Source organism: Streptomyces sp. NPDC001493, assembly GCF_053597235.1.
The window spans coordinates 19,804-43,710 of the sequence record NZ_JBSFHV010000011.1 but is presented as its reverse complement, the minus strand read 5'-3'; the positions used below and the strand labels follow the sequence as shown (position 1 = coordinate 43,710).

Sequence of the window (23,907 nt, the reverse complement as noted above, 5' to 3'; positions counted from 1 at the left end):
CACGGCACGAACCGCACCACCGCACTTTCGAAGCACCGCACTTTTCGAAGCTCCGCCCCCCAGGAGGATTCAGTGCACGAGATCACCGCCGTCCCGTTCCGCCGCCGCGGCTTCCTGTCCGCCCTGGCGCTGGCCGCGGCCGGTGCCGCGGGCCTCCAGCTGCTGCCCGGCGCCACCCCGGCGGCAGCCGACGGCGACGCCTTCGACGTCCTGCGCGAGACCTGGGCCGCCCTGCTGACCGGCGGCGACATCGACGCCGGCGACGCCGACTACGCCCCCGCGCTCGCCGTGCTCTCGACCACCGCCACCGGCCTGTGGAACACCATGGCGCCGGACACCGGGGCCGGCTCCCTCTGGCCCGGCCAACCGCTCACCGTCCCCGCCAACATCACCGCCGGATACAAGGCGCTCGCCTCGCTCGCCACCGCGTACGCCACCGAGGGCACCACGGCCACCGACGGCACCGGGCGCGCCCTGTACGGCTCCGCCGGGCTCGGCGCCGACATCGTGGCGGGGCTCGACTTCCTGCACGCCCAGGCGTACCACGCCACCGCCGTGGAGAACGGCAACTGGTGGGACTGGGAGATCGGCTGCCCCGTCGCCCTCACCAACACCATGACCCTCGTGCACCCGCTGCTCACCGAGGACCGGATCGCCGACTGGACGGCGGCGATCGACCACTTCGTGCCCGACCCCACCCAGAACCGCTACGGCACCGACCGCACCACCTCCACCGGCGCCAACCGGGTCGACCTCTGCCAGGTCGTCGCCCTGCGCGGCGTCCTCGGCCGCAGCGACGAACGCCTCGCCGCCGCCGTCGCGGGCCTCTCCGACGTGTTCCCGTACGTCACCTCCGACGACGGGCTCTACGCCGACGGGTCCTTCGTCCAGCACTCGTACATCCCCTACACCGGTACGTACGGCATGGTGCTGCTGCGCGGGCTCACCAGCCTCTTCCAGCTGCTGCACGGCTCCTCGCACGAGGTGACCGACCCGGCCGCCGCGCACATCCACACCTCGGTCGACACCGCCTTCGCCCCCTGGATCTGGAACGGCCTCTGCATGGACGCGGTCCGGGGCCGGGCGGTCAGCCGGGCCGCCGAGACCGACTTCTACGACGGCAACCTCACCGCCCAGGCCGTTCTGCGCGCCGCGCTCTCCGCCCCCACCACCGCCCAGGCCACCCGCTTCAAGGGCCTGGCGAAGGGGTGGATCACCCGGGGCGAGGCGTACGCCCCCTACAGCGCCACCGCCGGCATCGCGGGGGTCGCCCTGGCCGCCCCCGTGCTCAACGACAGCGGCATCGTGGCCCTCCCGGAGCCCGTCGGGCACGTGCAGTTCCCGAACATGGACCGGGCCGTGCACCGGGGCGGGGACTGGGCCCTCGCGCTCGCCCTCTCCTCCGCGCGCATCGCCCGGTACGAGTCGATGAACGGCGAGAACCTGCACGGCTGGCACACCGGCGACGGCATGGCCTACCTCTACCTCGCCGACGACCCCGGCCACTTCACCGACGACTTCTGGCCCACCGCCGACCCCAAGCGGATGCCCGGCACCACCACCGACGCCCTCGCCCTCGCCGACGCCGCCGGTACGGGCACCCGGCCCGCCGCGACCTGGGCGGGCGGCGCGAGCCTCGGCGGCACGTACGGCAGCCTCGGCCTGGACTTCCGCGCCCACGGCTCGACCCTCACCGCGAAGAAGTCGTGGTTCTGCCTGGACGACTCCGTCGTCTGCCTCGGCGCGGGCATCACCGGCGGCAGCGGCGCCGAGGTCACCACCACCGTCGAGCACCGCAACCTCGGCGCCCCCGGGGCCCGCACCCCGAAGCTCACCGTCGACGGCACCGCCCAGCCCTCCACCGCCGGCTGGTCCGCCGCCCTCGCCGTCACCGGCTGGGCGCACCTCGCCGGGACCGGCGGCTACCTCTTCCCCGGCGGCGCCACCGTCAAGGCCGACCGCACCGACCGCACCGGCTCCTGGCACGACATCAACACCGGCGGCACCACCACCGCCACCACCCGGCGCTACCTCACCCTCGGCCTCTCCCACGGCACCGCCCCGGCGAACGGCGCGTACGCCTACGTCCTGCTGCCGGGCGCCGACGCCTCCCGCACGGCGGCCCGTGCCGCCGCCCCCACCGTGGAGATCCTCGCCAACACCCCGTCCGTACAGGCGATCCGGGACAACGGCTCCGGGATCGTCGCCGCCAACTTCTTCACGGCCGGAACGGCGGCGGGCATCACCGTCGGCGCGCCCTGCTCGGTGATCCTGCGCCGCACCGGGTCCACGCTGACCGTGGCGGTCTCCGACCCCACGCACACCGCCTCCTCGGTCACCGTACGGCTCGTCCACACCGGCACGGCGGTGCGCACCGACCCCCGGATCACCGTCGACACCGCCGCGCCCACCCTCGCCCTCACCGTGAACACGGCGGGCGCCGCCGGAGCCACCGCCGAGGCCGTCTTCACGGTCACCGGCGCGGCCCTCGCTCCCGTCGCCGACGGGTACGTCCGGGACGGCGCGTACGCCGACACCTCCTACGGCACCGCCACCACCCTGGTGGTGAAGAACGCCACCGGCAGCGGCTACAACCGCCAGTCGTACCTCCGCTTCGACACCTCGGCCCTCACCGGCCGGATCACCTCCGCCACCCTCTCGGTGCACGGCTTCGTCTCCGACTCCGGCGGCACCGACGCCGTCGTCACCGCGTACGGAGTGGCCGACACCACCTGGACCGAACCCGCCCTCACCTGGAACACCCGCCCCGCCCTCGGCACGGCCCGCGCGGACGCCGCCGCCACCGCCGTACCGGCCTGGCTCGCCCTCGACGTCACCGCCCACGTCACGGCGGCGGCCCCAGGACCGGTCTCCCTCGCCCTGGCCCAGGCGGCGCCGGGCCTCGCCGTCGTCATCAACTCCCGCGAGAACAAGGCGTATCCGCCAGTGCTGACGGTGACGCTGGGCTGAGGACGACGCACCGCCGCGCACCCGGAGCGGGACGGGTGCGCGGCGGTGCGGTTCGGCAGCGGGCGCCTCGGCGACGACAGGCCGGATCGGGCCGGGTCGGGCCGGGTCGGGGGGCATGTGGTTCTCCGGCCGCGGGGCGGGGCGCCGTCCTCAGACGGGGTGGGCGCCGGTGGGTACGCCGTGGGCGACCGCGTACGGAGTCAGGGCGAGCACGCCCACGCCGCGCATGACGGTCTCCGGGCCGATGGCGAGGGGGCTGGCTCCGAACGACTCGGCGATCTCGGGCGCGAGCTCGAAGGCGGCCCACTTCCACTCGTCCGCGTCGTCGTCGGACTCCAGCGCCGGGTCCCACTCCGTGCGGAGGCCGAGTTCCGCCCGGCGGGCCCGCTCGAAGGGCAGGGGATCACCGAGGGTCAGCAGATGGTTCTCGCCGTCGCCGGTCTCGCAGTAGCGCCGGATCACCGTGCCCCGTTCGGCGGCGAGCCACGCCGAGCCGTCGCCCTGGGCACCGTAGTAGTACGCCTGGGCACTTCCGAAGCGTGCGCTGAGCAGGGTGCAGAGCCTCAGGACGTCCTCGGCGCGCTCCGCGTCGCAGGGGTCGCACCACGCGCCCAGCACGAAGGTCCAGCCGTCGAGTTCGGGGGTGACGAAGACCCGGGCGTAACCGGAGGGGGAGCCCGGGCCGGCCTCGTGGCCGTCGGCGTCCACGATGTCGTTGCCGAGCGCGAAGGTCACCGGCCTCGGACCGACGAGACCCAGCGCACCGATGATCCCGGCCTGGTCGCCGCTCGGCACCGCGATCCAGTGGTTCCCGCAGTTCCAGGACGCCGTGGGCCGCTCGTCCGGGGCCTTCACACGGACGAGGCGCTCGATCGCCGCCACGTCGCGTTCGGACAGCGCGCTCTCGCCGCCCAGTTGGGCGAGCACGGACAAGGCTCCGGCGCGCTGCCGTCCCGGGCCGTCCCGCCGGATCCGCCGGAGGAGCGGTACGAGAATCTCCGCCGCCTCCTTGCCGCCTGTCATCAGGGTGTCCCGCGCCTGCCGGGAGACCTCGCGATCGGCGTCGCCGAGCAGGGGAAGCAGTGCGGGCAGGGCCGTGCGGCCGTCGCCCGCGCAGAGCCCGATCCCGCGTACCGACTGGCGGCGGACGAGGGGTGAGGGGTGGGACAGCGCGGCGGCGTAGCGGTCGGCGACCCCGGCGCCCAACCGGATGAACGCGTGGCCGATCTCTTCGCGGACCTCCTCCGTGGGCGCGTCGAGGAGCTCTCGTGCCAGACGGTCGAACGCCGGGTGCCCGATACGCCGGAGCACCGGCGCCGCCTCCCGCCAGGTCACGGGCGACGACGGGTCCGTCAGCGCGCGCACGAGGGCCTCCGCTGCCACGGCCCCTCCCCGGGCCAGCTCTTCCGAAGCGGACCGGCGCCGGTCCGGGCGCACCAGGTCGTCGACCGCGGCCCCGAGCGCTTCCGTTCCCCGAGGGGTTTCCATCATGTCCACGAAGCTCCTCCGTCCAGCCGTCGCCTCCCGCCCGAAGGCAAGGGCCCGACACGGCCTGTCCACACCGCCCGCCATGATCGCGCAAGGGTGTGACAACGCGACGTGCACGGGCTGTCCTGCCGGAGCGACCTCGTGTCCCGAGAGGGGCGGATGCGCGCCACCCGAGACTTGGTCCTGTCATGACCCTGGCGGAAGTGCAGGCAGGGCTCCAGAATGGGTCGCGTTCATGGGAGCGCTCCCACTCGCTGGCGCTCCCCGCACTCGCACCCCGCCGACGCACGACGAAAGGTGTCCCGGTGAACGCCCCACCCCCACGCCTCCGTACCTCGCGCCCCCGCCCGCCGCACCGCCCCGGCGCCCGGTCCCTCGCGCGGCTGTCCGGTGCGACGGCCGCCGCCCTGCTCGCCGCGATGCTCGCCGCCCCCGGCGCGGCCGCCGCCGACGAGCCCGCGCCCGCCGAGGGCGCCGAGCAGATCACCAACGGCGACTTCTCCGCCGGTACCGCGCCCTGGTGGTGGACGGCGAACACCTCCGGGACGGTCGTCGACGGACGCCTGTGCGCCGACGTCCCGGCCGGTACGGCCAATGCCTGGGACGTGATCGTCGGGCAGAACGACGTACCGCTCGTGGCGGGGGAGACGTACCTGCTGAGCTACACCGCGACCTCCACCGCGCCGCTGACCGTGCAGACCCGCGTCCAGGAGGCCGTCGACCCCTGGACCACCGAGCTCGCCACCGCCGACCCCGTCGGCGCCGAACCGGTCACGGTCACCCACGCGTTCACCGCCACGGCCGACCGGCCGAGCGCCCAGGTCGCCCTCCAGATCGGCGGCGGCGAGCGGGCCACCACCTTCTGCTTCGACGACGTGTCCCTGCGCGGCGGCGCCGAACCGCCCGTGTACGTCCCCGACACCGGCTCCCCGGTCCGGGTCAACCAGGTCGGCTACCTCCCGTACGGCACCAAGGCCGGCACCGTGGTGACGGACGCCGACGCGCCGCTGACCTGGACGGTGAAGGCCGCCGACGGAACCACCGCCGCCACCGGCACGACCGTCCCCGGCGGCGAGGACCCGACCTCCCGGCAGCGCGTCCACACCTTCGACTTCAGCGCCCTCACCACCGTCGGCGACGGCTACACCGTGGACGTCGACGGGCAGGTCAGCGAGCCCTTCTCGGTCCGCGCGGACCTCTACGACGGCCTGCGCTCCGACGCGCTGGCGTACTTCTACCACAACCGCAGCGGCATCCCGATCGAGGCGGACCTCGTCGGCGAGGAGTACGCGCGCCCCGCCGGACACGCCGGTACGGCCCCCAACCAGGGCGACACCGACGTGCCCTGCGTCCCCGGCGTCTGCGACTACCGCCTCGACGTCTCGGGCGGCTGGTACGACGCGGGCGACCACGGCAAGTACGTGGTCAACGGCGGTATCGCGGTGGCCCAGTTGATGGACACGTACGAGCGGACCCTGACCGCCGCCGACGCCGAGGGCGCCCAACTCGCCGACGGCACCCTGCGCGTCCCGGAACGCGGCAACGACGTGCCCGACATCCTCGACGAGGCCCGCTGGGAGCTCGACTTCCTGCTCCGCATGCAGGTGCCGGCCGGTGAGCCGCTCGCGGGCATGGTCCACCACAAGGTGCACGACGCTGCCTGGACCGGCATCCCCACCCGCCCGGACCAGGACCCCCAACCGCGTGAGCTGCACGCCCCGTCGACCGCCGCGACCCTCAACCTCGCCGCGACCGGCGCCCAGTGCGCCCGCCTCTTCGCCCCGTACGACCAGGAGTTCGCCGACCGCTGCCTGCAGGCCGCCACCACCGCCTGGAAGGCCGCCGTGGCCCACCCCGCCGTCTACGCCGACCCGGCGGACGGCACCGGCGGCGGGACGTACAGCGACAACGACGTGACCGACGAGTTCTACTGGGCGGCCGCCGAACTCTTCACCACCACCGGAGAGTCGGCCTACCGCACCGCCCTGCTCGCCTCCCCGCTGCACGGCGACGCCGACAAGATCTTCTCCGCCGGCGGAGGCATCTCCTGGGGCTCCACCGCGGGGCTCGGCGTGCTCACCCTCGCCACCGTCCCCAACGACCTCACCGCCACCCAACTCGCCAGTGTCCGCTCGGTCGTGACCGCCGGAGCCGACCGCTACGCCGCACAGTCGGCGGCCGAGCTCTACGGACTGCCCTACTCCCCGCCCGGCGAGGACTACGCCTGGGGCTCCAACAGCCAGGTCCTCAACAACATGGTCGTGCTCGCCGTCGCCCACGACCTCACCGGCGAACCCGCCTACCAGGACGCCGTGTTGCGCGGCGCGGACTACCTCTTCGGCCGCAACCCCCTCAACCGGTCGTACGTCACCGGGTACGGCGAGCGGTACTCCGAGAACCAGCACCACCGCTTCTGGGCCCACCAGAGCAACCCCGACCTGCCCCACCCGCCCCCCGGCACCATCGCCGGCGGCCCCAACCTGACCGCCGTCGCCGCCGGTGACCCGGTGGCCGCCGAGAAGCTCGGCGGCTGCGCCCCGGCCATGTGCTACCTCGACGACAACGGCTCCTGGGCCACCAACGAGGTCACCATCAACTGGAACGCGCCGCTCGCCTACATCGCCTCCTACCTGGACGACGCGGGCGACGGCCGTACGGCGGCCGCCCGCGCCGACCGCGTCTGCCAGGTCACCTACGCCTCGCACGCCTGGACCGGCGGCTCCACCGTCACCGTCCGGGTCCGCAACACCGGCACCGCCCCGCTCCCCGCCTGGCAGCTGAGCTGGCTCTTCCCGGGCGGACAGCGGATCGGCCAGACCTGGAGCGCGGACCTCGCCCAGAGCGGCCGTACGGTCACGGCGAAACCGCTGGACTGGAACCGCGCCCTCGCCCCGGGCGCGACCGCCGACTTCGGGTTCAACACCACCACCGCGAACACCGGCGCCGATCCGGCCGTGTTCAAACTCGGCGGACACGCCTGCTCCACCACGTAGTCCACGAGCGGGGGTGTCCGGCGAACCGCCGGACACCCCCGCCCGCCTACTTCCCGCTCAGCACCGCACGGAGCTGGTCCAGCCCCCAGTCCAGGTCCTCCCGCTCGATCACCAGCGGCGGCGCGATCCGGATCGTGGAGCCGTGGGTGTCCTTCACCAGCACGCCCCGCTCCATCAGCCGCTCCGAGATCTCCCGCCCGGAACCCAGCGCCGGGGCGACGTCCACCCCCGCCCACAGCCCCCGGCCGCGCACCGCGTCCACCGCGCCGCCGCCCACCAGCCGGTCCAGCTCGCGGTGGAGATGGGCGCCCAGCTCCGCCGCCCGCGCCTGGTACTCGCCGGTCCGCAGCATCGCGAGCACCTCCAGCGCCACCGCACAGGCCAGCGGGTTGCCGCCGAACGTCGAACCGTGCTCGCCGGGCCGGAACACCCCCAGCACCGCCGCCGAGGACACCACCGCCGACACCGGCACCACTCCGCCGCCGAGCGCCTTGCCCAGGACGTACATGTCCGGCACCACGCCCTCGTGCTCGCACGCGAAGGTCCGCCCGGTGCGGCCGAGCCCCGACTGGATCTCGTCCGCGACGAAGAGCACGTTCCGCTCCCGGGTCAGCTCACGGACCCCGGCGAGATAGCCGGGCGGCGGCACCAGCACCCCGGCCTCGCCCTGGATCGGCTCCAGCAGCACCGCCACGGTGTTCTCCGTCATCGCGTCGCGCATCGCGGTGAGGTCGCCGTACGGCACGATCTCGAAGCCCGGGGTGTACGGCCCGTAGTCGGCGCGCGCCTCCGGGTCCGTGGAGAAGCTGACGATCGTGGTGGTGCGGCCGTGGAAGTTGTCCGCCGCCACGATGATCTTGGCCATGCCGTCCGGGACGCCCTTGACGGTGTACCCCCACTTCCGCACGGTCTTCACCGCGGTCTCCACCGCCTCGGCGCCGGTGTTCATCGGCAGCACCATCTCCATGCCGCACAGCTCGGCGAGCTCCGTACAGAACGCGGCGAAGCGGTCGTGGTGGAACGCCCGCGAGGTGAGCGTCACCCGGTCCAGCTGCGCCTTCGCCGCGTCGATCAGCCGTCGGTTGCGGTGGCCGAAATTGAGCGCCGAGTACCCGGCCAGCAGGTCGAGATAGCGGCGCCCCTCCACGTCGGTCATCCAGGCCCCGTCCGCCGTCGCGACGACGACGGGCAGCGGGTGGTAGTTGTGCGCGCTGTGGGCCTCGGTGGAGGCGAGGGTGTTCTCCGTGGTCGACACGGGGTCTCCGTTCGTCGTGCGGCGCGGGCGGATGCGGGCGGGGTGCGGGCGGATGCGGTGCGGGCGGGATGCGGTGCGGACCGGGCGGGTCGCGCCCGGGTCGGGGGCTGCGGGCGGGGTCTCGCCCACTTTGTATCGTTCCGTCGCACCACCGCCCGGGAAACCCGCGCCGCACCGGCGTGCCCGCCGCGCCACGCACGCCGGGCCCGCCCCCGGCAACGTGTTTCTCCTCTCACCGCCCGTCCCGCCGGGCACGCACACCGCTGAACAGGGCCGCCCCGGGGGCCGTACGGGATTCCCGAGTACCGGCTGCCCGGGATCGGTTGCGTACCTGAGACAATGGGCACATGGCCTCTGACCGACCTCGCGTGCTCTCCGGAATCCAGCCCACCGCAGGCTCGTTCCACCTCGGCAACTACCTGGGCGCGGTGCGCCAGTGGGTGGCGCTGCAGGAGTCCCACGACGCCTTCTACATGGTGGTGGACCTGCACGCGATCACCGTGCCGCAGGACCCGAAGGAGCTGCGGGCCAACACCCGTCTCGCCGCGGCCCAGCTGCTGGCCGCCGGTCTCGACCCCGAGCGGTGCACGCTCTTCGTGCAGAGCCACGTCCCCGAGCACGCGCAGCTCGGCTGGCTGATGAACTGCCTGACCGGGTTCGGCGAGGCCTCCCGGATGACCCAGTTCAAGGACAAGGCGGCCAAGCAGGGCGCCGACCGGGCGACCGTCGGCCTCTTCACCTACCCGGTGCTCCAGGTCGCGGACATCCTGCTCTACCAGGCCAACCAGGTCCCGGTCGGTGAGGACCAGCGCCAGCACATCGAGCTCACCCGCGACCTTGCCGAGCGCTTCAACGGCCGCTTCGGCGACACCTTCACCATCCCGGCGCCGTACATCCTCAAGGAGACGGCGAAGATCTTCGACCTCCAGGACCCGTCGATCAAGATGAGCAAGTCGGCGTCCACGCCGAAGGGCCTCATCAACCTCCTGGACGACCCGAAGACCACGGCCAAGAAGGTGAAGAGCGCGGTCACCGACACCGACACGGTGATCCGGTACGACGCCGAGAACAAGCCGGGCGTCAGCAACCTCCTGACCATCTACTCCACCCTCACCGGCACCACCGTCGAGGCGCTGGAGCAGAAGTACGAGGGCCAGATGTACGGCGCGCTGAAGACGGATCTCGCCGAAGTCATGGTGGAGTTCGTCACGCCGTTCCGTACCCGCACCCAGGAGTACCTGGACGACCCGGAGACGCTGGACTCCTTGCTGGCCAAGGGCGCGGAGAAGGCGCGGACGGTCGCCGCGGAGACGCTGGCGCAGGCGTACGACCGGATGGGCTTCCTGCCCGCCAAGCACTGAGTCGAAGGACCCTGGCGGGAGCACGGGGACGCGCGGCACACTTGCGGCGACGGCCCCGTGCGACCGCCGGTGCCGCGGCGCCCCGGGCGCGCGCGGTCATCGAGCACCATCGATCGACGACAGAGGAGAACGACGTGGGGACCGTAACGCTCGGCGTTTCGATCGCGGTCCCGGAGCCCTTCGGCACCCTGCTCCAGCAGCGACGTGCCGGCTTCGGGGACCCGGCCGCGCACGGCATCCCCACGCACGTCACCCTGTTGCCGCCGACCGAGGCGAAGGCGGACGAGGTGCCGGCCGCCGAGGCGCACCTCGCCCGGATCGCCGCCGACTGCCGGCCCTTCCCGATGCGGCTGAGCGGGACCGGGACCTTCCGCCCGCTCTCGCCCGTCGTCTACGTCCGGGTCGTCGAAGGCGCCTCCTCCTGCGCCTGGCTCCAGAAGCGGGTCCGGGACGCCTCCGGACCGCTGACCCGGGAGCTCCAGTTCCCGTACCACCCGCACGTCACCGTCGCGCACTCCATCGACGAGGCGGCGATGGACCGGGCCTACGAGGAGCTCGCGGAGTACGAGGCGTCCTGGACCTGTGCCTCCTTCGCGCTGTACGAACAGGGCGCCGACAGCGTCTGGCGCAAGATCAACGAGTTCCCGTTCGGCGCGGGCGGCGGCACGCCCGCCGTGCCCGTCCAGAGCGGGTTCTCCGCCGACGAGCCCTCGCTCCACGGCCTGTCCTGACCTCCACGGCCCGCCCCCGAGCCGTCCTGAGCGGTCCTGACCCGTCCTGACCTGGGGCCTCTGGCGCCGGAGGGACAGTGGGCCGTTCGAGTGGGAAAATTTTTCCACAGGGAGGAGCGACGGCCCGGTCGTCGTTCCGTCGTCCGTCACTGTCGCGGAGGTGGTCCGCGTGGTCCCGCTCTCCAGCCGTGAACGCCAGATACTGGCGCAACTGGAAGCCTCGCTCGCGCGGGACTTCCCCGACGATCCCGCCGTCCAGTTCGGGCGCGACGTCGAAGGCGAGCGCGAGGGGGGAGGCGAGCGCGACCTCCTGAAGAAGCCGCCGCGGGAAGGCCCCGGCAGTCCCGGCAGTCCCGGCACCGCTCCCGGCCGCGGGAGCCCCCGCAGGAGAGGCCCCGCGGGTGGCCCCGCCGGGGACGCCCACCGCGAACCGCTGGGCGCACCGGCCGACGCGGAGGCGCCCGAGGGACGCAGCGGGATCCCGGGCACCCCGTACAGCCCCGGCCGTTTCGGCCGGCTGGTCAGGTCCCGCCGGACGTTCGCCCTGCTGGCCGTCGTCTCGTTCGTGCTGCTGGGCGCCGGCATGATCACCGGGAACCTCTGGGTGGTGGTCGCCTTCGTGGTGACCTGGTCGGCGACCTTCCTCATCGGCGCGGCCCGAATGCTCTCCTGGTCCCGCAGACAGGGCTACTGACCGGCTCCTCGGGCCCGGCCCTCAGAGCCCGGCGGGGAGCCGGCGGAAGAGCGGGCGCGGCACATGGCGCAGCGCCGCCATCACCACTCGCAGCCCGCCCGGTACCCAGACCGTCTCCGAGCCCCGCCGCACCCCCGTGACGATCGCGTCGGCGACCTCCTCCGGGGTGGTGGCCAGCGGCGGCTCCTGCTGCCCGGCCGTACGGGCGGTCCGCACGAACCCGGGCCGCACCACCAGCACCTGGACCCCGCTGCCGTGCAGCGCGTCACCGAGCCCCTGCGCGAAGACGTCCAGGCCCGCCTTGCTGGAGCCGTAGATGAAGTCCTCGCGTCGGGCGCGTTCGGCGGCGACCGAGGAGAGCACCACCAGCGACCCGTGGCCCTGCGCCTGGAGCGCCCCCGCGCACACCAGGCCGGCCGAGACCGCTCCCGCGTAGTTGGTCCGCGCGACCAGCGCGGCGGCGGCCGGGTCCTCCTCGTCGCGCGCCTGGTCGCCCGCGATGCCGAAGGCCAGCAGCACCATGTCCACGTCGCCCTCCGCGAACACCTTGCCGAGCCCCGGGGCGTGCGACTCCGGGTCCAGTGCGTCGAACTCCACCGTGGAGACCTGGGCGCCCAGCGCCCGCAGCTCGTCCGCCGCCGCCTCCAGCGCGGCCGACGGCCGCCCGGCCAGCCGGACCGTACGGGTGCGCAGGGCGATCAGCCGACGGGCGGTGGCCAGCCCGATCTCCGAGGTGCCGCCGAGGACGAGCAGGGACTGCGGGGCACCGAAGGCGTCCTTCACGGGAACACTCCTGGCTGGTCGGGAAGGGGGCAGGGACGGGCGGGTGTCTCAGAGCCCGAGCCGGCGCGCGAGGTCGGAGCGGAACGCGCCGGTCGGGTCGGTCTCGGCCCGCAGCGCGCGGAACTCCGCCACCCGCGGGTACATCGCGGCGAGCAGCTCCGGCCGCAGCCGGGAGTCCCGGGCCAGGCCGACCCGCCCCCCGGCGGCGGCGACCTCGTCGTCCAGCCCGTCCAGGAAGCGGCCGACGCCCGGCAGCCCGGCCGGTACGTCCACGGCGAGGGACCAGCCGGGCGCCGGGAACGACAGCCAGCCGGGCCCGCTCGCCCCGAACCGTTCCAGCACCGCGACCGAGGACGGGCAGGCCCGGGTGGAGAGCCGGCGCACCACCCGGTGCAGGGTCTCCTCCCGGCCCGGGCCGACCGTGAACTGGTAGCGCACGAAACCGCCCCGCCCGGCGGGCGCGGGCGTCCGGGGCAGCGCCTCGGGGGAGCGGAAGAAGGCGTCGAAGCTCCGCAGCACCCCGGTACGGGCACGGGGCGCCGCACGGTGGCGCACCTCGTTGACCAGCCCCATCGCGGTGCGGCCGAGGAGACCGGTCGGCGCGAAGGCGGGCACGGGCGGCAGCGGCGGCAGCAGCGCGGGCGCGCCGAGCGGGGCCCGCCGGTCGCGGGCCGGCAGCGCGGCGAGCGGTGCGTGCGCGCCCCGGACCAGCACCGAGCGGCCGGTGGCCCGCCCGCGCGCCATCAGGTCGATCCAGGCGCTCTCGTACGGCGGGCGGGCGGCGTTCCCCGCCATCCGGGCGAGCAGGTCGTCGAGGTCCGCCGCCCGTTCGGTGTCCACGGCGATCAGCGAGGTGGCGATCCGGCGGCAGCGCAGGGTGGCGGCGAGGACGATCCCGGTCAGCCCGAGGCCGCCCGCGGTGGCGTCGAAGAGCGGGGTGCCCGGCAGCACCGTGACGACCGAGCCGTCCGCCGTCAGCAGCTCCATCGACGTCACGTGCCGGGTGAAGGACCCGGCCGTGCGGTGGTCGTGGCCGTGCACGTCGGAGCCGATGGCCCCGCCCACCGTGATCCGGCGGTCGCCGGGCACCACCGGGAGGTACCAGCCGGACGGCCGCAGCGTTTCGGCCAGCCGGTCCAGCCGTGTACCGGCGTCGCAGACCACGGTGCCGGTGGCCGCGTCGAAGGAGCGGATCCGGTCCAGCGCACCCATGTCGAGGACGGATCCGCCGGCGTTCTGCGCCGCGTCCCCCGGCGAACGCCCGAGTCCCCGGGCGATCGCACCCCGGGGCCCGCGCCCGCGCACGACGTCGGCCGCCTCCTCGTATGTACGCGGACAGAACCGTACGGCGGTGGTCGGGGCGGTGCGGCCGGAGCCGCTCAAGGACACCGTGTCGACGGACATGCGGATGACCGTATCGCCCGAGAAAACCTCTTTGGGGCATTTGTTACAGGACTCACCGGAACGGGTGGTGGAGCGAGTGTCAGCACCCGCGGGCGTCGAACTTCTCCCGCCGCACGGAAGTGTGCGTCCCGTCCACAGGTTTTCGGGGTCCCGGAGGGTACGCGTACGTCATGGACTGGCTGAAGAAACTCCCCGTGGTCGGCCCGCTGCTCGCCCGCCTGATGGAGACGCACGCCTGGCGCTCCTACGAGACCCTGGAACGGGTCCACTGGGCGCGGCTCGCGGCGGCCATCACCTTCATCAGCTTCCTCGCGCTCTTCCCGCTGATCGCGGTCGGCGCCGCCATCGGCGCCGCGCTGCTGACCGACGACCAGCTCGACACGATCGAGCAGAAGACCGCCGAGCAGGTACCCGGCATCTCCGACCAGCTCGGCATCGACAACCTCGTCGCGCACGCCGGGACGGTCGGGGTCGTCGCCGGTGCGCTGCTCCTCTTCACCGGCGTCGGCTGGGTCGGTTCGCTCCGCGACTGCCTGCGCGCGGTCTGGGGCATCGACGACCAGGACGACGGCAACCCGGTGGTCCGCAAGCTCAAGGACGCCGGACTGCTGGTGGGCCTCGGCGGCGCCGCGCTGCTGACCCTCGTCCTCTCCACCGTCGGTTCTACCGCCGTCGGCTGGACCGCCGACCGGATCGGCATCCCCGAGGACGGAGCGGGCGGCGTCCTGCTCCAGGCCGCCGCCATCGCGGTCGCGGTGGTGGCCAACTTCCTGCTGCTGCTCTACCTGCTGACCCTGCTGCCCGGAGTGGAACCGCCGCGCCGCCGGCTGGTGGTGGCCTGCCTGGTCGGCGCGGTCGGCTTTGAACTCCTCAAACTGCTGCTCGGCAGCTACATGAGCGGCGTCGCGTCCAAGAGCATGTACGGCGCCTTCGGCGTGCCCATCGCCCTGCTCCTGTGGATCAACTTCACCGCCAAGCTGCTGCTGGTCTGCGCCGCCTGGACCGCCACCGGCAGCAAGGAGGAGAAGGCGGACGAGGAGAAGGCGGAGAAGAAGGAGGAGAAGGAGGAGCCCGCTACGGACGGGGGCGACGCCGGACCAGGTCCGGCAGCGGCCAGCGCCGGTTGACCAGGAACACGCCCCCCGCGAGCACCACCAGCAACCCGCCGACCACGGCCAGGGCGATGCCGATGCCGCCGGACGGAGCGTCGGCGGCGGCCGTCTTCGCCGCGGTCCGCTGCGACTTCGCCCCGGCGGCGGCCTGCGGCCCCTTGCCCGAACCGGTGCCCGAATCGGTGCCGGTGTCCGATCCGGAGTCCGTACCGCTGCCGGTGTCCGATCCGGAGTCCGTACCGCTGCCGGTGTCCGCCGACTTCGGCGGCACCAGTTCGCCGACCGGCGTCACCTTGCCGCTCGCCGCGAAGCCCCAGTCCAGCAGCGAGGCCGCCTCCTTGTAGACCGCGTGGCTCACGTCGGACGACGGGTTCATGACGGTGACCAGCAGCACCCGGCCGTCGCGTTCGGCGATCCCGGTGAAGGTGTTGCCCGCGTGGCTGGTGTAGCCGTTCTTGACGCCCGCGATGCCCTTGTACGGGTCGATGCCGACGTCCCCGGTGAGCAGCCGGTTGGTGTTCTGGATCTCGAAGGACTCGCGCTTGCCGTCCTTCTCCTCGCCCGGGAAGTCGGCCGTGGCGGTCGCCGCGTACTCGCGGAAGTCCTTCTTCTGCATCCCGCTGCGGGCGAAGAGCGTGAGGTCGTACGCGCTGGACACCTGGTTCGGGGCGTCGTAGCCGTCCGGCGTGACCACGGTGGTGTCGAGGGCCTGGAGCTCGTCGGCGTGCTGCTGCATCGCGGCCACGGTCTTCGCGACGGCGGCCTCCTCGCCGCCGGGCTCCTCGGCGCCGCTCTCCCCGCCGGTCGTACCGCTGCCGTCCTGTTGGCCGCCGTACATCGAGGCGAGGACGTGCACGGCGTCGTTGCCCGAGCGCAGGAAGACGCCGAGCCAGAGGTCGTGGACCGTGTAGGTCTGGTCCTCCTTGACGCCCACCAGGCTGCTGCCGTCGCCGAGGTCGGCCAGTTCGGCGTCGGTCACCTTGTGGGTCAGCGTCGAGGGCTGGAGCGCCGGGAGCACGGTGTCCGCGAAGAGCATCTTCAGCGTGGACGCCGGAGGCAGCCGCCAGTGGGCGTTGTGCGCCGCGAGGACGTCCCCGCTCTCGGCGTCCGCCACGATCCAGGAGCGGCCGGTCAGCTCCTGGGGCAGCGCCGGGGCGCCCGGCCCCAGGTTCGCCTGGGTGCCCTCCTTCGCGAGCTGTGGCCCGCCGATGCCCGACATCGGCAGGGTCGGCCTCGGCTGCTTGTCGTCGTCCTTGTCCTTGTCCGCGGCGAAGGCCACCGGACCCAGGGCAAAAGTGGACATCAAGGTGGCGCAGATGACCGTCAGCACGGTCTTTTTCAGAGCAGGCACGGTCGGAAACGTACAGGGCGTTGGTGTGAATGGGGACCCGCAGCCCCTGACCCGCCGTGCGTACCGCCAGGACAGCCCACCCCCGGCACCGGCCCGGCCGGGGCCGCCGTTCCCGACGAATCGCCAGGAACGAGACGCCCCGCGTTCCGGCGGCCCGTCCGGCATCCGGCCCGGCGTCCGGCCCCTCGTCCGGCCCGGCGTCCGGTCCGCTGTCCGGTCCGTCGTCCGGTCCGTCGTCCGGTCCGTCGGGGGAGGGGCACCCCCGGCGGGGGAGGGGACGCCGGGCGGCGATACTGGGTCCATGAAGCTCAGCCGTCCCGTCTCCTGGTTCCTGCTCGCGTTCGGTGCGTGGTCGTGGGTGATCTGGGTGACTTTCGCCAAAAACCTCTGGAAGGACGGCAGCGGACTCGCGTTCGACGACGCGGGCGATCCGACCGCCTACTTCTGGGTCCACCTGCTCCTCGCGATCACCTCGTTCATCCTGGGGACGGCTGTGGGCTTCATCGGGTTCCGCGGACTCAAGGCGCTCCGCACCGAACGCGCGTAACGCGGCCCGTCCGGCGGGCGGCCTTCAGCCGCTCGCCGTCCCCGGCCCGATGCGGCGCAGCGCCTCCCGCCGGGTGAGCGGGGCGACCCGCGGACCCTGCCGGTCCAGCCACTCCAGGACGAGCCGCGGGTCGCGGAGCGAGGTCTCGCGCAGCACCCAGCCCAGTGCCTTGCGCAGGAAGAACTCCCGCTCGTCCACGAGGGCGTCCGCGTACCGCAGGAGCCGGGCGGTGTCCGGGCGCCCGGCGCGGACCGCGGGGAGCAGCGCCAGCACCGCCGAGCGGCGGAGCCAGAAGTCGGGGTCCTCGATCCACCGGTCCAGCACCGCACCCGCGGCCGGATCGCGCAGGGCGACCGCCCCCGCGCAGTGCACGGCCAGCGGATCCACCAGCGCCCAGGTCCCGCACTCGCCGAGCAGCTCCCCGACCTCCCCCAGGTCGGCGGCGTCCAGCGCCCCCGCGTACTGCACCAGCACCTCCACGGCGGCCCGCCGGTACTCGTACACGGGGACGGGGCCGGCCGTCTCCGCGGACCCGTCCGGCGCGGACCACAGGTCCCGGGCCAGCGCCCGTACCTCCGTACCGGGCAGGGCGCCCAGTCTCCGGCGGGTCGCGGTGACCCGGGCGCGCAGGTCCGGCACCCGCACCCCGAGGTGGCGCAGCTCGCTGTGCAGGTAGGCGCGCTCCCGTTCGGCCCGGACCGGGTCCGCCGACGCGCGCAGCGCGCCCCGGAGTTCCTCGGCCGCGCCGCCCGTCGCGGGGGTGCCGCCGGCCGTCATGTGTCCTTCTCGCTCATGGGACTTAGCATGCGCTGAACGAGCCGTACGGGGCACGCGTGCGGCGGCATCGGGTGGGGGAGTGGCAGTGGCCTTGGTGTTCGCGGCGGTTCTGATCGTGGTGGTGGCGCTCCTCGCCGGTGTGCACCGCTATCTGTGGCGCCGGTTCGTCGGTGACACCACCGCCCCGGGCTCCGCGCTCCGGCGCCTGGGCACGGCCGCCGCCTTCGTACTGCCGCTGCTCAGCGTCGGCGCGCTCGTCTCCGGCCAGGCCCACGCCCCCTTCTGGCTGCAACGGGTGCTCGCCTGGCCCGGGTACCTCTGGCTCGCCTGCCTGCTCTACCTGACGCTCGCGCTGCTCGTCGGCGAGGCGGTCCGGCCGCTGCTCCGCCGGGTCCTCGACCGCCGCCGGCCGGAGCGCGCCGCCCGGGAGAGCGCGGACGCGCTCGTGCCGTCCGGCGCCCCCGCCCGTACGGCCCCGGAGGCAGTGGCCCCGCCGGCGGACGCCCCCGCCGCCCCGGCCTCCGCCGCCCCGTCGCGGCGGCTCTTCGTTGCGCGGGCGGTCGGCGGTGCGGCGGCCGTCGCGGGGTTCGGGACGGTCGGGTACGGCACCTACGGCGTGCTGCGCGGCCCCCGCACCAAGCGGATCACCGTGCCGCTCGCCAAGTTGCCGCGCTCCGCGCACGGCTTCCGGATCGCGGTCGTCAGCGACATCCACCTCGGCCCGATCCTCGGCCGCGCCCACACCCGGCGTGTGGTCGACGCGGTCAACGCGACCCGGCCCGACCTGATCGCGGTCGTCGGCGACCTGGTGGACGGTTCGGTCGCGGACCTCGGCCCCGCCGCCGAACCGCTGGCGGAGCTGGAAGCCCGGCACGGCAGCTTCTTCGTCACCGGCAACCACGAGTACTTCTCCGGCGCGGCCGAGTGGGTCGCCCAGGTACGTGAACTGGGGCTGCACCCGCTGGAGAACGCCCGGGTGGAGATCGACGGCTTCGACCTGGCCGGGGTCAACGACGTCGCGGGGGAGAGCGAGGGGCAGGGGCCCGACTTCGACCGCGCGCTCGGCGACCGGGACCCGGCACGGGCCGCAGTCCTCCTCGCCCACCAGCCGATCGTCATCGACGACGCCGTCGCGCACGGCGTGGACCTCCAGCTCTCCGGCCACACCCACGGCGGCCAGCTCTGGCCCGGCAACCTCGTCGCGGAGCTCGCCAACCCGACCGTCGCCGGGCTCGAACGGTACGGCGACACCCAGCTCTACGTCTCGCGCGGTGCGGGTGCCTGGGGCCCGCCGGTCCGGGTCGGAGCGCCCTCCGACATCACCGTGGTGGAACTGGCCTCCCGGCAGGCCTGATCCATCCGCTTTCTCGCCGTAACTCCGGTATGCACCTTCGGTGCAGGTTTCCCGCTGTCTGAGCCCGGTGCTTGAAAGTCGACATGGCGATACGTCAGTTCAGTGACCGCACCCCTCATCGGCCCGTTTTCGTCACCCCGAGTGACGGTTGTCCCACTCGATGGGCAGGTGAATTGGGCCTCTTGACGGCTTGAGTTTCAAGTGTCAATCAAAAGCCCGTCTGTCACCCGTTTGGGCTTCCAGTTGCGAAAATCGTGTGATTAGGTGAGCGCGAACATGCGGTGATGTGCGCGTATGGGTGCGTTGACCGCAGCGGGGCTGGTAAGGGAGAGCACGGCAATGCGTTCGATCCGGGTACGGATTCTTGCGATATGCGCGGTACTGATCATCGCAGGGGTCGGGGCCTGGCAGCTTCTCTCCTCCGATGAGGCGGGTGGCAAGCCGATTACTGTGGGTACTGTCGACGAGGTCACCTCGCTCGACCCGGCAGGTGCGTACGACGCGGGATCCTGGTCCCTCTTCAGCAACCTGTACCAGACTCTGATGACGTTCAAGTCCGGAGCCATCGTCCCCGAGCCGGATGCCGCGGAGAGCTGCGAGTTCATCGGTCAGAAGCTCACGACGTACCGCTGCAAGCTGCGGGACGACCTGACCTTCTCCAACGGCCACAAGGTCACGGCGAAGGACGTCAAGTTCTCCTTCGACCGGCTGCTGAAGATCAACTCGGACGTCGGTCCGGCGGTGCTCTTCCCGAGTCTGCGGAACGTGGTCACCGACGGCCGTGACATCACCTTCAACCTGTCCGCCCGCGACGCGACCTTCCCGGCGAAGCTCGCCACCGGCGCCGGCGCGATCGTCGACTCGGCGACGTACCCGAAGGACAAGCTCCGTACGGACAACAAGGTGGACGGCTCCGGGCCGTACGTCCTGAAGTCCTTCGAGGACGGCGTCAAGACCTCGCTGACGCCCAGCCCCAGCTACCGGGGTTCGATCAAGAACGTCAACGCGGCGATCGACATCCGGTACTACGAGACCTCCGACAAGCTCCTCGCCGCCTGGAAGGCGGGCGGCCTCGACGTGGTCCACCGCCAGCTGCCGCCGGCCGAGATCAGCAAGATCAACCCGGCCGACCCCAACGTCCAGGTCACCGAGACGGACAGCGCCGAGATCCGCAACATGGTCTTCAACGTCCGTCCGGGCGCGAAGCTTTCGGACAAGCGCGTCCGGCAGGCCATCGCCTGGACCATCGACCGCGGTCCGCTGGTGGGCGACGTCTACGACTCCACGGTCGAGCCGCTCTACTCCCTGATCCCGCAGGGCTCCATCGGCCACTCCACGCCGTTCTTCGACGACTACCCGCAGCCCGACGTGAACAAGGCCAAGCAACTGCTGCAGGAGGCCGGGGTCCAGACCCCGCTGCACATCGACTTCGCCTACCGCGCGGACGGTGCGAGCACCGCGGAGACCGCCGAGATCAAGCGCCAGCTGGAGAAGGACGGACTCTTCGAGGTCAACGCCAAGGCGGTCAAGTGGGAGGACTTCCAGAAGGGTTACGCGGCCGGCAAGTACGACGCGTACACCGTCGGCTGGCTCCCCGACTACCCGGACCCCGACACCTTCGGCGGGCCGCTCGTCGGCACCGACAGCAGCCTCCACAACGGCTACTCCAACCCCAAGCTGGACGCCCTCGTCTCCGACACCCAGGGGTACGAGGACCGCAGCCGCACCTCGAACGACTTCCAGAAGATCCAGGACATCGTCGGCGAGGACGTGCCGCTGGTCCCGCTGTGGCAGAAGAAGGACTACGTCGTCGCCAAGACCGGGATCTCCGGTTCGCAGTACCTCTCCGACAGCACCGGCGTCTGGCGCCTCTGGGAGCTGAAGCGCATCTGATCCGGCGGGCGGCACCTCGCACGCCCACCGCACGCCACTCGCACGACGGCCCGCCCGCGGATTTCCTTCCGCGGGCGGGCCTTCGTCGTACGTACGCGCCCGGCGCGGGCCCCGTCAGTGCGCGGCGGGCCCGCGGCGCAGGCCCACCGCCGCGACGGCCGCGCCGAAGAGGCAGAGCGCGCCGGTGACGGTCACGGCGGTGTGCACGCCGTTCATGAACGCCTGCCCACTGCCCTCCACCACGGCCGCGCGCAGCGGGGCGGACATCGCGCCGGACACCGGGGCGACGCCCATGGACACCGCGTCCCCGGCCCCGGCCAGGCCCTCGGCGACCCGGGCGGGCACCCCCGCACCGGTCAGCTCGCCGACGAGGGTGGCGCCGACCCGGCCGCTGATCAGCGAGACCAGCACCGAGGTGCCCAGCGCCCCGCCGATCTGCAGCGCGGTGGCCTGGAGGCCGCCCGCCACACCGCCGTCCCTGACCGGCGCCTGCCCCACGATCGCGTCCGAGGAGGCGGCGAGGACCATGCCGACCCCGAGGCCGAGCGCGACGAACGGCGGCCACATCGTCGCGTACGACGAACCGGTGTCCCAGGACAGCATGGTGAAGGTCGCGGCGGCCTGCAGCACCATGCCCAGCGGCATGGTCAGCCGCGCGCCGAAACGGCCCGTCAGCGCGGCGCCCAGCGGGGAGGCCACCAGCGAGGCGAGGCTGAGCGGCAGGGTGCGCACCCCGGCCTCCACCGGCGAGAAGCCCCGTACGTTCTGGAGGTAGAGCATCACGAAGAAGATCACGCCGAGCAGCACGAAGAAGTTCAGCGCGGTGACGACCGTGCCGACCGTCAGGGACCGGATGCGGAACAGCCGCATCGGCAGCAGCGGATGCTCCTGCCGCGTCTCGTGGAACCCGAAGCCCACCAGGACCAGTACGCCCGCGAGGACCGTGAGATGCGTCGCGGCCGAAGTCCAGCCCCAGGTCTCGGCCTTGACCACCCCGAACACCACGCAGATCAGCCCGGCCGCGAGAAGCACCACCCCGGCGACGTCGAAGCGGTGGTGTCCGGTGGAGTCCTTGCTCTGCGGCAGTACGAACGCGCTGACCAGCACCGCGAGCAGGCCGATGGGCGCGTTGATCCAGAACACCGACTCCCAGCTCACGTGCTCGACCAGCAGACCGCCGACGATCGGGCCGAGCGCCGTGGAGACGGCCGAGACCATCGCCCACAGGCCGACCGCCATGCCGAACCTGCGCGGCGGGAAGACCGCGCGGAGCAGACCCAGGGTGTTCGGCATCAGCAGACCGCCGAAGAAGCCCTGGAGCGCCCGGAACACGATGACCCCCTCGATCGAACCGGACAGACCGATGGCGACCGAGGCGAGCGTGAACCCGACGACCCCCACCAGGTAGTAGGTGCGCCGGCCGAACCGGTCGCCGAGCTTGCCGCCCAGGATCAGCGAGGCGGCGAGGGCCAGCAGATACGCGTTGGTCACCCACTGGAGGCCCGCCGTGGACGCGTTGAGGGCGCGGCCGATCTCGGGGTTGGCGATGGCCACGACCGACGCGTCGAGCTGGACCATGAACAGGCCGAAGGCGACCGCTATGAGGGTCAGCCACGGATTCGCGCGGCGGCCCGTGGCCACGGGCGCCGTCGGCGGCGGGGCGGAAGCGGGCAGGGGTGAGGAATCCACGGTGGTGGAGGGCATGGGTGTGCCGTGTCCTTCGCAGGGAGGAAGTGGTTTCGGGGAGTCCGGCGCACGCCGTCCGCCCCCGGGGTGTCCGGGGGTACGGAGGTGGTACGGCCGGGAACGCCGGAGAGGCCCGCGGCGCCACGAGGGGCGCGCGGGCGGGAGGGTGCGGAGACGCCTAGCCGGCCGCGGGCGCCGGGTGCAGCGCGTCCGTCAGCGAGTTCAGCGCGCCGAGCGCGGACCCCAGCGCGTCCTGCTCGCCGTCGGTGAGGGACTCCAGCGCACGGGCGAGGTGGACCCCCTGGAGGCGCCGGACCTCGGCGAGCTCACGCCGGGCCCGGGGGGTCGGGTACAGGTGCGCGACCCGCTTGTCCGCGGGGTCGGGGCGGCGCTCCAGCAGCCCGGCCACGGTGAGCCGGGAGACCAGGGCGCTCACGTTGTTCGGCCGCATCAGCAGCGCGTCGGCCGCCTCGCGCACGGTGGAACCCTCGTACTGCGACACGAAGCGCAGCAGCGCGAGCTGCCCCTCCGGCGGCTTGGGGCCCGGGAAGTCCTGGGCGATCCGCCGGTCGAGAGCCCGGTTCAGCGCGGGCAGGACCGACGCGAGCGCGGACGCTGCGGAGTCGTCGTCCTGCGTGGACGTACCGGGGGCGAGCATGACCCGCACTTTAGGTCTGGTGTCATAGGTATGTCAAAGGAGGTGATGGCCCGCGCGCCTTCGCCCTTCCCGGCCTCACGCCTTCGCCCTTCCCGGCCGCGCGCCTTCGCCCTTCCCGGCCGCGCGCCTCCGCTCCTCCCGGCCGCGCGCCCCACGGGCCCACCGGACGTGCGGCCGTCAGTCCTTCTTGAGCGCCACCGCCGTCGAGGCCATCCCGGGCAGGAAGTCTGTGAACAGCTCGTGCACCTCGCGCACCAGCGGACGCAGCACCCGGAAACGCGCCAGCGCCACACCCCGGGTGGTGAGCCGGGCGCCCCGGAGGGCGAGCCTGCGGGTGCGCTCGCGGTCCGGCGTACGGTCGAACACCCAGTAGAGGACCAGGCCCATCTGGGAGAGCCACATCAGCTCCGGCAGGGCGTCCGCCAGCTCCTCGGGGACCTTCGCCTTCGAGCCCGTCAGCACCTCGCGGTGGAGGGCGATGGCCGCGACGCGGGCCGGTTCCGACTCCGCCGAGAAGGGGCTGAGCGGGCTGTCCGGGTCCGCCGCGTTCTTGAAGAACTGCGCCGCGAACTCGTGGTACGGCGTCGCCACGTCCAGCCAGGCCGTCAGCACGCCCGCGAGGCGGGCCTCCAGATCGGTCTCGCGGTCCAGGACGATCCGGGCGGCGGCCCGGTGCTCCGCGCCGATGCGGTCGTAGAACCCCTGGACGAGGTGCTCCTTGCCCGCGAAGTAGTAGTACGCGTTGCCGACCGAGACGCCCGCCTCCTGGGCGATGGCCCGCATGGTGGTCTTGTCGTACCCCCGCTCCTGGAAGAGGCGCAGAGCCGTCTCCAGGATGACCGTGCGGGTC

General features: G+C 73.1%; 18 protein-coding genes. 9 read left to right on the top strand and 9 right to left on the bottom strand.

Annotation, left to right across the window (positions count from 1 at the left end; all coding sequences use genetic code 11):
- Positions 1-72: 72 nt before the first annotated feature.
- Positions 73-2,970, top strand: coding sequence for a polysaccharide lyase family 8 super-sandwich domain-containing protein (locus ACWCWD_RS17315; protein ID WP_450773660.1), 2,898 nt, complete (start codon positions 73-75; stop codon positions 2,968-2,970).
- 150 nt (positions 2,971-3,120) lie between these two features.
- Here the strand turns inward: ACWCWD_RS17315 and ACWCWD_RS17310 are convergent, their stop codons facing one another.
- On the bottom strand, positions 3,121-4,461 hold the full coding sequence (locus ACWCWD_RS17310; protein ID WP_450773659.1) for a HEAT repeat domain-containing protein: 1,341 nt from the start codon (positions 4,459-4,461) through the stop codon (positions 3,121-3,123).
- A gap of 416 nt (positions 4,462-4,877) precedes the next feature.
- Between ACWCWD_RS17310 and ACWCWD_RS17305 the strand changes: the two genes are divergently transcribed.
- Positions 4,878-7,451 carry a glycoside hydrolase family 9 protein gene (locus ACWCWD_RS17305; RefSeq protein ID WP_450773828.1) on the top strand — a complete coding sequence of 858 codons (2,574 nt, stop codon included), beginning with the start codon at positions 4,878-4,880 and terminating at the stop codon, positions 7,449-7,451.
- A 46-nt stretch (positions 7,452-7,497) separates the two neighbouring features.
- Here the strand turns inward: ACWCWD_RS17305 and rocD are convergent, their stop codons facing one another.
- Positions 7,498-8,706: an ornithine--oxo-acid transaminase gene (gene rocD / locus ACWCWD_RS17300; RefSeq protein WP_450773658.1), complete on the bottom strand. Its 1,209-nt coding sequence runs from the start codon at positions 8,704-8,706 to the stop codon at positions 7,498-7,500.
- Between the two features lie 347 nt (positions 8,707-9,053).
- Between rocD and trpS the strand changes: the two genes are divergently transcribed.
- The 3 genes from trpS to ACWCWD_RS17285 all read left to right on the top strand — a co-directional run bounded on the left by trpS (position 9,054) and on the right by ACWCWD_RS17285 (position 11,492).
- Entirely contained in the window at positions 9,054-10,067 is a 1,014-nt protein-coding gene (trpS, locus tag ACWCWD_RS17295) for a tryptophan--tRNA ligase (protein WP_450773657.1), read from the top strand.
- A 134-nt stretch (positions 10,068-10,201) separates the two neighbouring features.
- Complete coding sequence (locus ACWCWD_RS17290) at positions 10,202-10,798, top strand: 2'-5' RNA ligase family protein (protein WP_450773656.1); 597 nt, start codon at positions 10,202-10,204, stop codon at positions 10,796-10,798.
- 169 nt (positions 10,799-10,967) lie between these two features.
- On the top strand, positions 10,968-11,492 hold the full coding sequence (locus tag ACWCWD_RS17285) for a hypothetical protein (protein WP_450773655.1): 525 nt from the start codon (positions 10,968-10,970) through the stop codon (positions 11,490-11,492).
- A 21-nt stretch (positions 11,493-11,513) separates the two neighbouring features.
- On the opposite strand, the gene ACWCWD_RS17280 is transcribed toward ACWCWD_RS17285, so the two are convergent.
- Both ACWCWD_RS17280 and ACWCWD_RS17275 read right to left on the bottom strand, forming a co-directional pair.
- Positions 11,514-12,275 carry a decaprenylphospho-beta-D-erythro-pentofuranosid-2-ulose 2-reductase gene (locus ACWCWD_RS17280; RefSeq protein ID WP_450773654.1) on the bottom strand — a complete coding sequence of 254 codons (762 nt, stop codon included), beginning with the start codon at positions 12,273-12,275 and terminating at the stop codon, positions 11,514-11,516.
- A gap of 48 nt (positions 12,276-12,323) precedes the next feature.
- Positions 12,324-13,679, bottom strand: coding sequence for an FAD-binding protein (locus tag ACWCWD_RS17275; RefSeq protein ID WP_450773653.1), 1,356 nt, complete (start codon positions 13,677-13,679; stop codon positions 12,324-12,326).
- A 170-nt stretch (positions 13,680-13,849) separates the two neighbouring features.
- Between ACWCWD_RS17275 and ACWCWD_RS17270 the strand changes: the two genes are divergently transcribed.
- Positions 13,850-14,806, top strand: coding sequence for a YihY/virulence factor BrkB family protein (locus ACWCWD_RS17270; protein ID WP_450773652.1), 957 nt, complete (start codon positions 13,850-13,852; stop codon positions 14,804-14,806).
- Here ACWCWD_RS17270 and ACWCWD_RS17265 read toward each other — a convergent pair.
- Positions 14,754-16,142 (bottom strand): D-alanyl-D-alanine carboxypeptidase, encoded by a 1,389-nt coding sequence (locus ACWCWD_RS17265; protein ID WP_450773651.1) that lies wholly within the window; start codon positions 16,140-16,142, stop codon positions 14,754-14,756. The genes ACWCWD_RS17270 and ACWCWD_RS17265 overlap by 53 nt on opposite strands.
- A gap of 301 nt (positions 16,143-16,443) precedes the next feature.
- Between ACWCWD_RS17265 and ACWCWD_RS17260 the strand changes: the two genes are divergently transcribed.
- On the top strand, positions 16,444-16,689 hold the full coding sequence (locus tag ACWCWD_RS17260) for an SCO4848 family membrane protein (RefSeq protein WP_450773650.1): 246 nt from the start codon (positions 16,444-16,446) through the stop codon (positions 16,687-16,689).
- 24 nt (positions 16,690-16,713) lie between these two features.
- Here the strand turns inward: ACWCWD_RS17260 and ACWCWD_RS17255 are convergent, their stop codons facing one another.
- A complete protein-coding gene (locus ACWCWD_RS17255; protein WP_450773649.1) occupies positions 16,714-17,466 on the bottom strand; it encodes a DNA alkylation repair protein in 753 nt (250 codons plus the stop codon).
- 91 nt (positions 17,467-17,557) lie between these two features.
- Between ACWCWD_RS17255 and ACWCWD_RS17250 the strand changes: the two genes are divergently transcribed.
- On the top strand, positions 17,558-18,820 hold the full coding sequence (locus ACWCWD_RS17250) for a metallophosphoesterase (protein WP_450773827.1): 1,263 nt from the start codon (positions 17,558-17,560) through the stop codon (positions 18,818-18,820).
- A gap of 339 nt (positions 18,821-19,159) precedes the next feature.
- Entirely contained in the window at positions 19,160-20,713 is a 1,554-nt protein-coding gene (locus ACWCWD_RS17245) for an ABC transporter substrate-binding protein (RefSeq protein WP_450773648.1), read from the top strand.
- A 114-nt stretch (positions 20,714-20,827) separates the two neighbouring features.
- Here ACWCWD_RS17245 and ACWCWD_RS17240 read toward each other — a convergent pair whose 3' ends face one another.
- From ACWCWD_RS17240 to ACWCWD_RS17230, 3 genes are all read right to left on the bottom strand, one after another.
- On the bottom strand, positions 20,828-22,417 hold the full coding sequence (locus ACWCWD_RS17240) for a DHA2 family efflux MFS transporter permease subunit (protein WP_450773647.1): 1,590 nt from the start codon (positions 22,415-22,417) through the stop codon (positions 20,828-20,830).
- Between the two features lie 160 nt (positions 22,418-22,577).
- Positions 22,578-23,057: a MarR family winged helix-turn-helix transcriptional regulator gene (locus tag ACWCWD_RS17235; RefSeq protein WP_450773646.1), complete on the bottom strand. Its 480-nt coding sequence runs from the start codon at positions 23,055-23,057 to the stop codon at positions 22,578-22,580.
- A gap of 177 nt (positions 23,058-23,234) precedes the next feature.
- On the bottom strand, positions 23,235-23,894 hold the full coding sequence (locus ACWCWD_RS17230) for a TetR family transcriptional regulator (RefSeq protein ID WP_450773826.1): 660 nt from the start codon (positions 23,892-23,894) through the stop codon (positions 23,235-23,237).
- Between the last annotated feature and the right edge of the window lie 13 nt (positions 23,895-23,907).

Coding starts and splice junctions, on each gene's coding strand:
- ACWCWD_RS17240 (WP_450773647.1), bottom strand. CDS start 22,417: ATGCCCTCCACCACCGTGGATTCCTCACCCCTGCCCGCTTCCGCCCCG.
- ACWCWD_RS17305 (WP_450773828.1), top strand. CDS start 4,878: ATGCTCGCCGCCCCCGGCGCGGCCGCCGCCGACGAGCCCGCGCCCGCC.
- ACWCWD_RS17275 (WP_450773653.1), bottom strand. CDS start 13,679: ATGTCCGTCGACACGGTGTCCTTGAGCGGCTCCGGCCGCACCGCCCCG.
- ACWCWD_RS17270 (WP_450773652.1), top strand. CDS start 13,850: ATGGACTGGCTGAAGAAACTCCCCGTGGTCGGCCCGCTGCTCGCCCGC.
- ACWCWD_RS17245 (WP_450773648.1), top strand. CDS start 19,160: ATGCGTTCGATCCGGGTACGGATTCTTGCGATATGCGCGGTACTGATC.
- ACWCWD_RS17260 (WP_450773650.1), top strand. CDS start 16,444: ATGAAGCTCAGCCGTCCCGTCTCCTGGTTCCTGCTCGCGTTCGGTGCG.
- ACWCWD_RS17235 (WP_450773646.1), bottom strand. CDS start 23,057: ATGCTCGCCCCCGGTACGTCCACGCAGGACGACGACTCCGCAGCGTCC.
- ACWCWD_RS17255 (WP_450773649.1), bottom strand. CDS start 17,466: ATGACGGCCGGCGGCACCCCCGCGACGGGCGGCGCGGCCGAGGAACTC.
- trpS (WP_450773657.1), top strand. CDS start 9,054: ATGGCCTCTGACCGACCTCGCGTGCTCTCCGGAATCCAGCCCACCGCA.
- ACWCWD_RS17310 (WP_450773659.1), bottom strand. CDS start 4,461: ATGATGGAAACCCCTCGGGGAACGGAAGCGCTCGGGGCCGCGGTCGAC.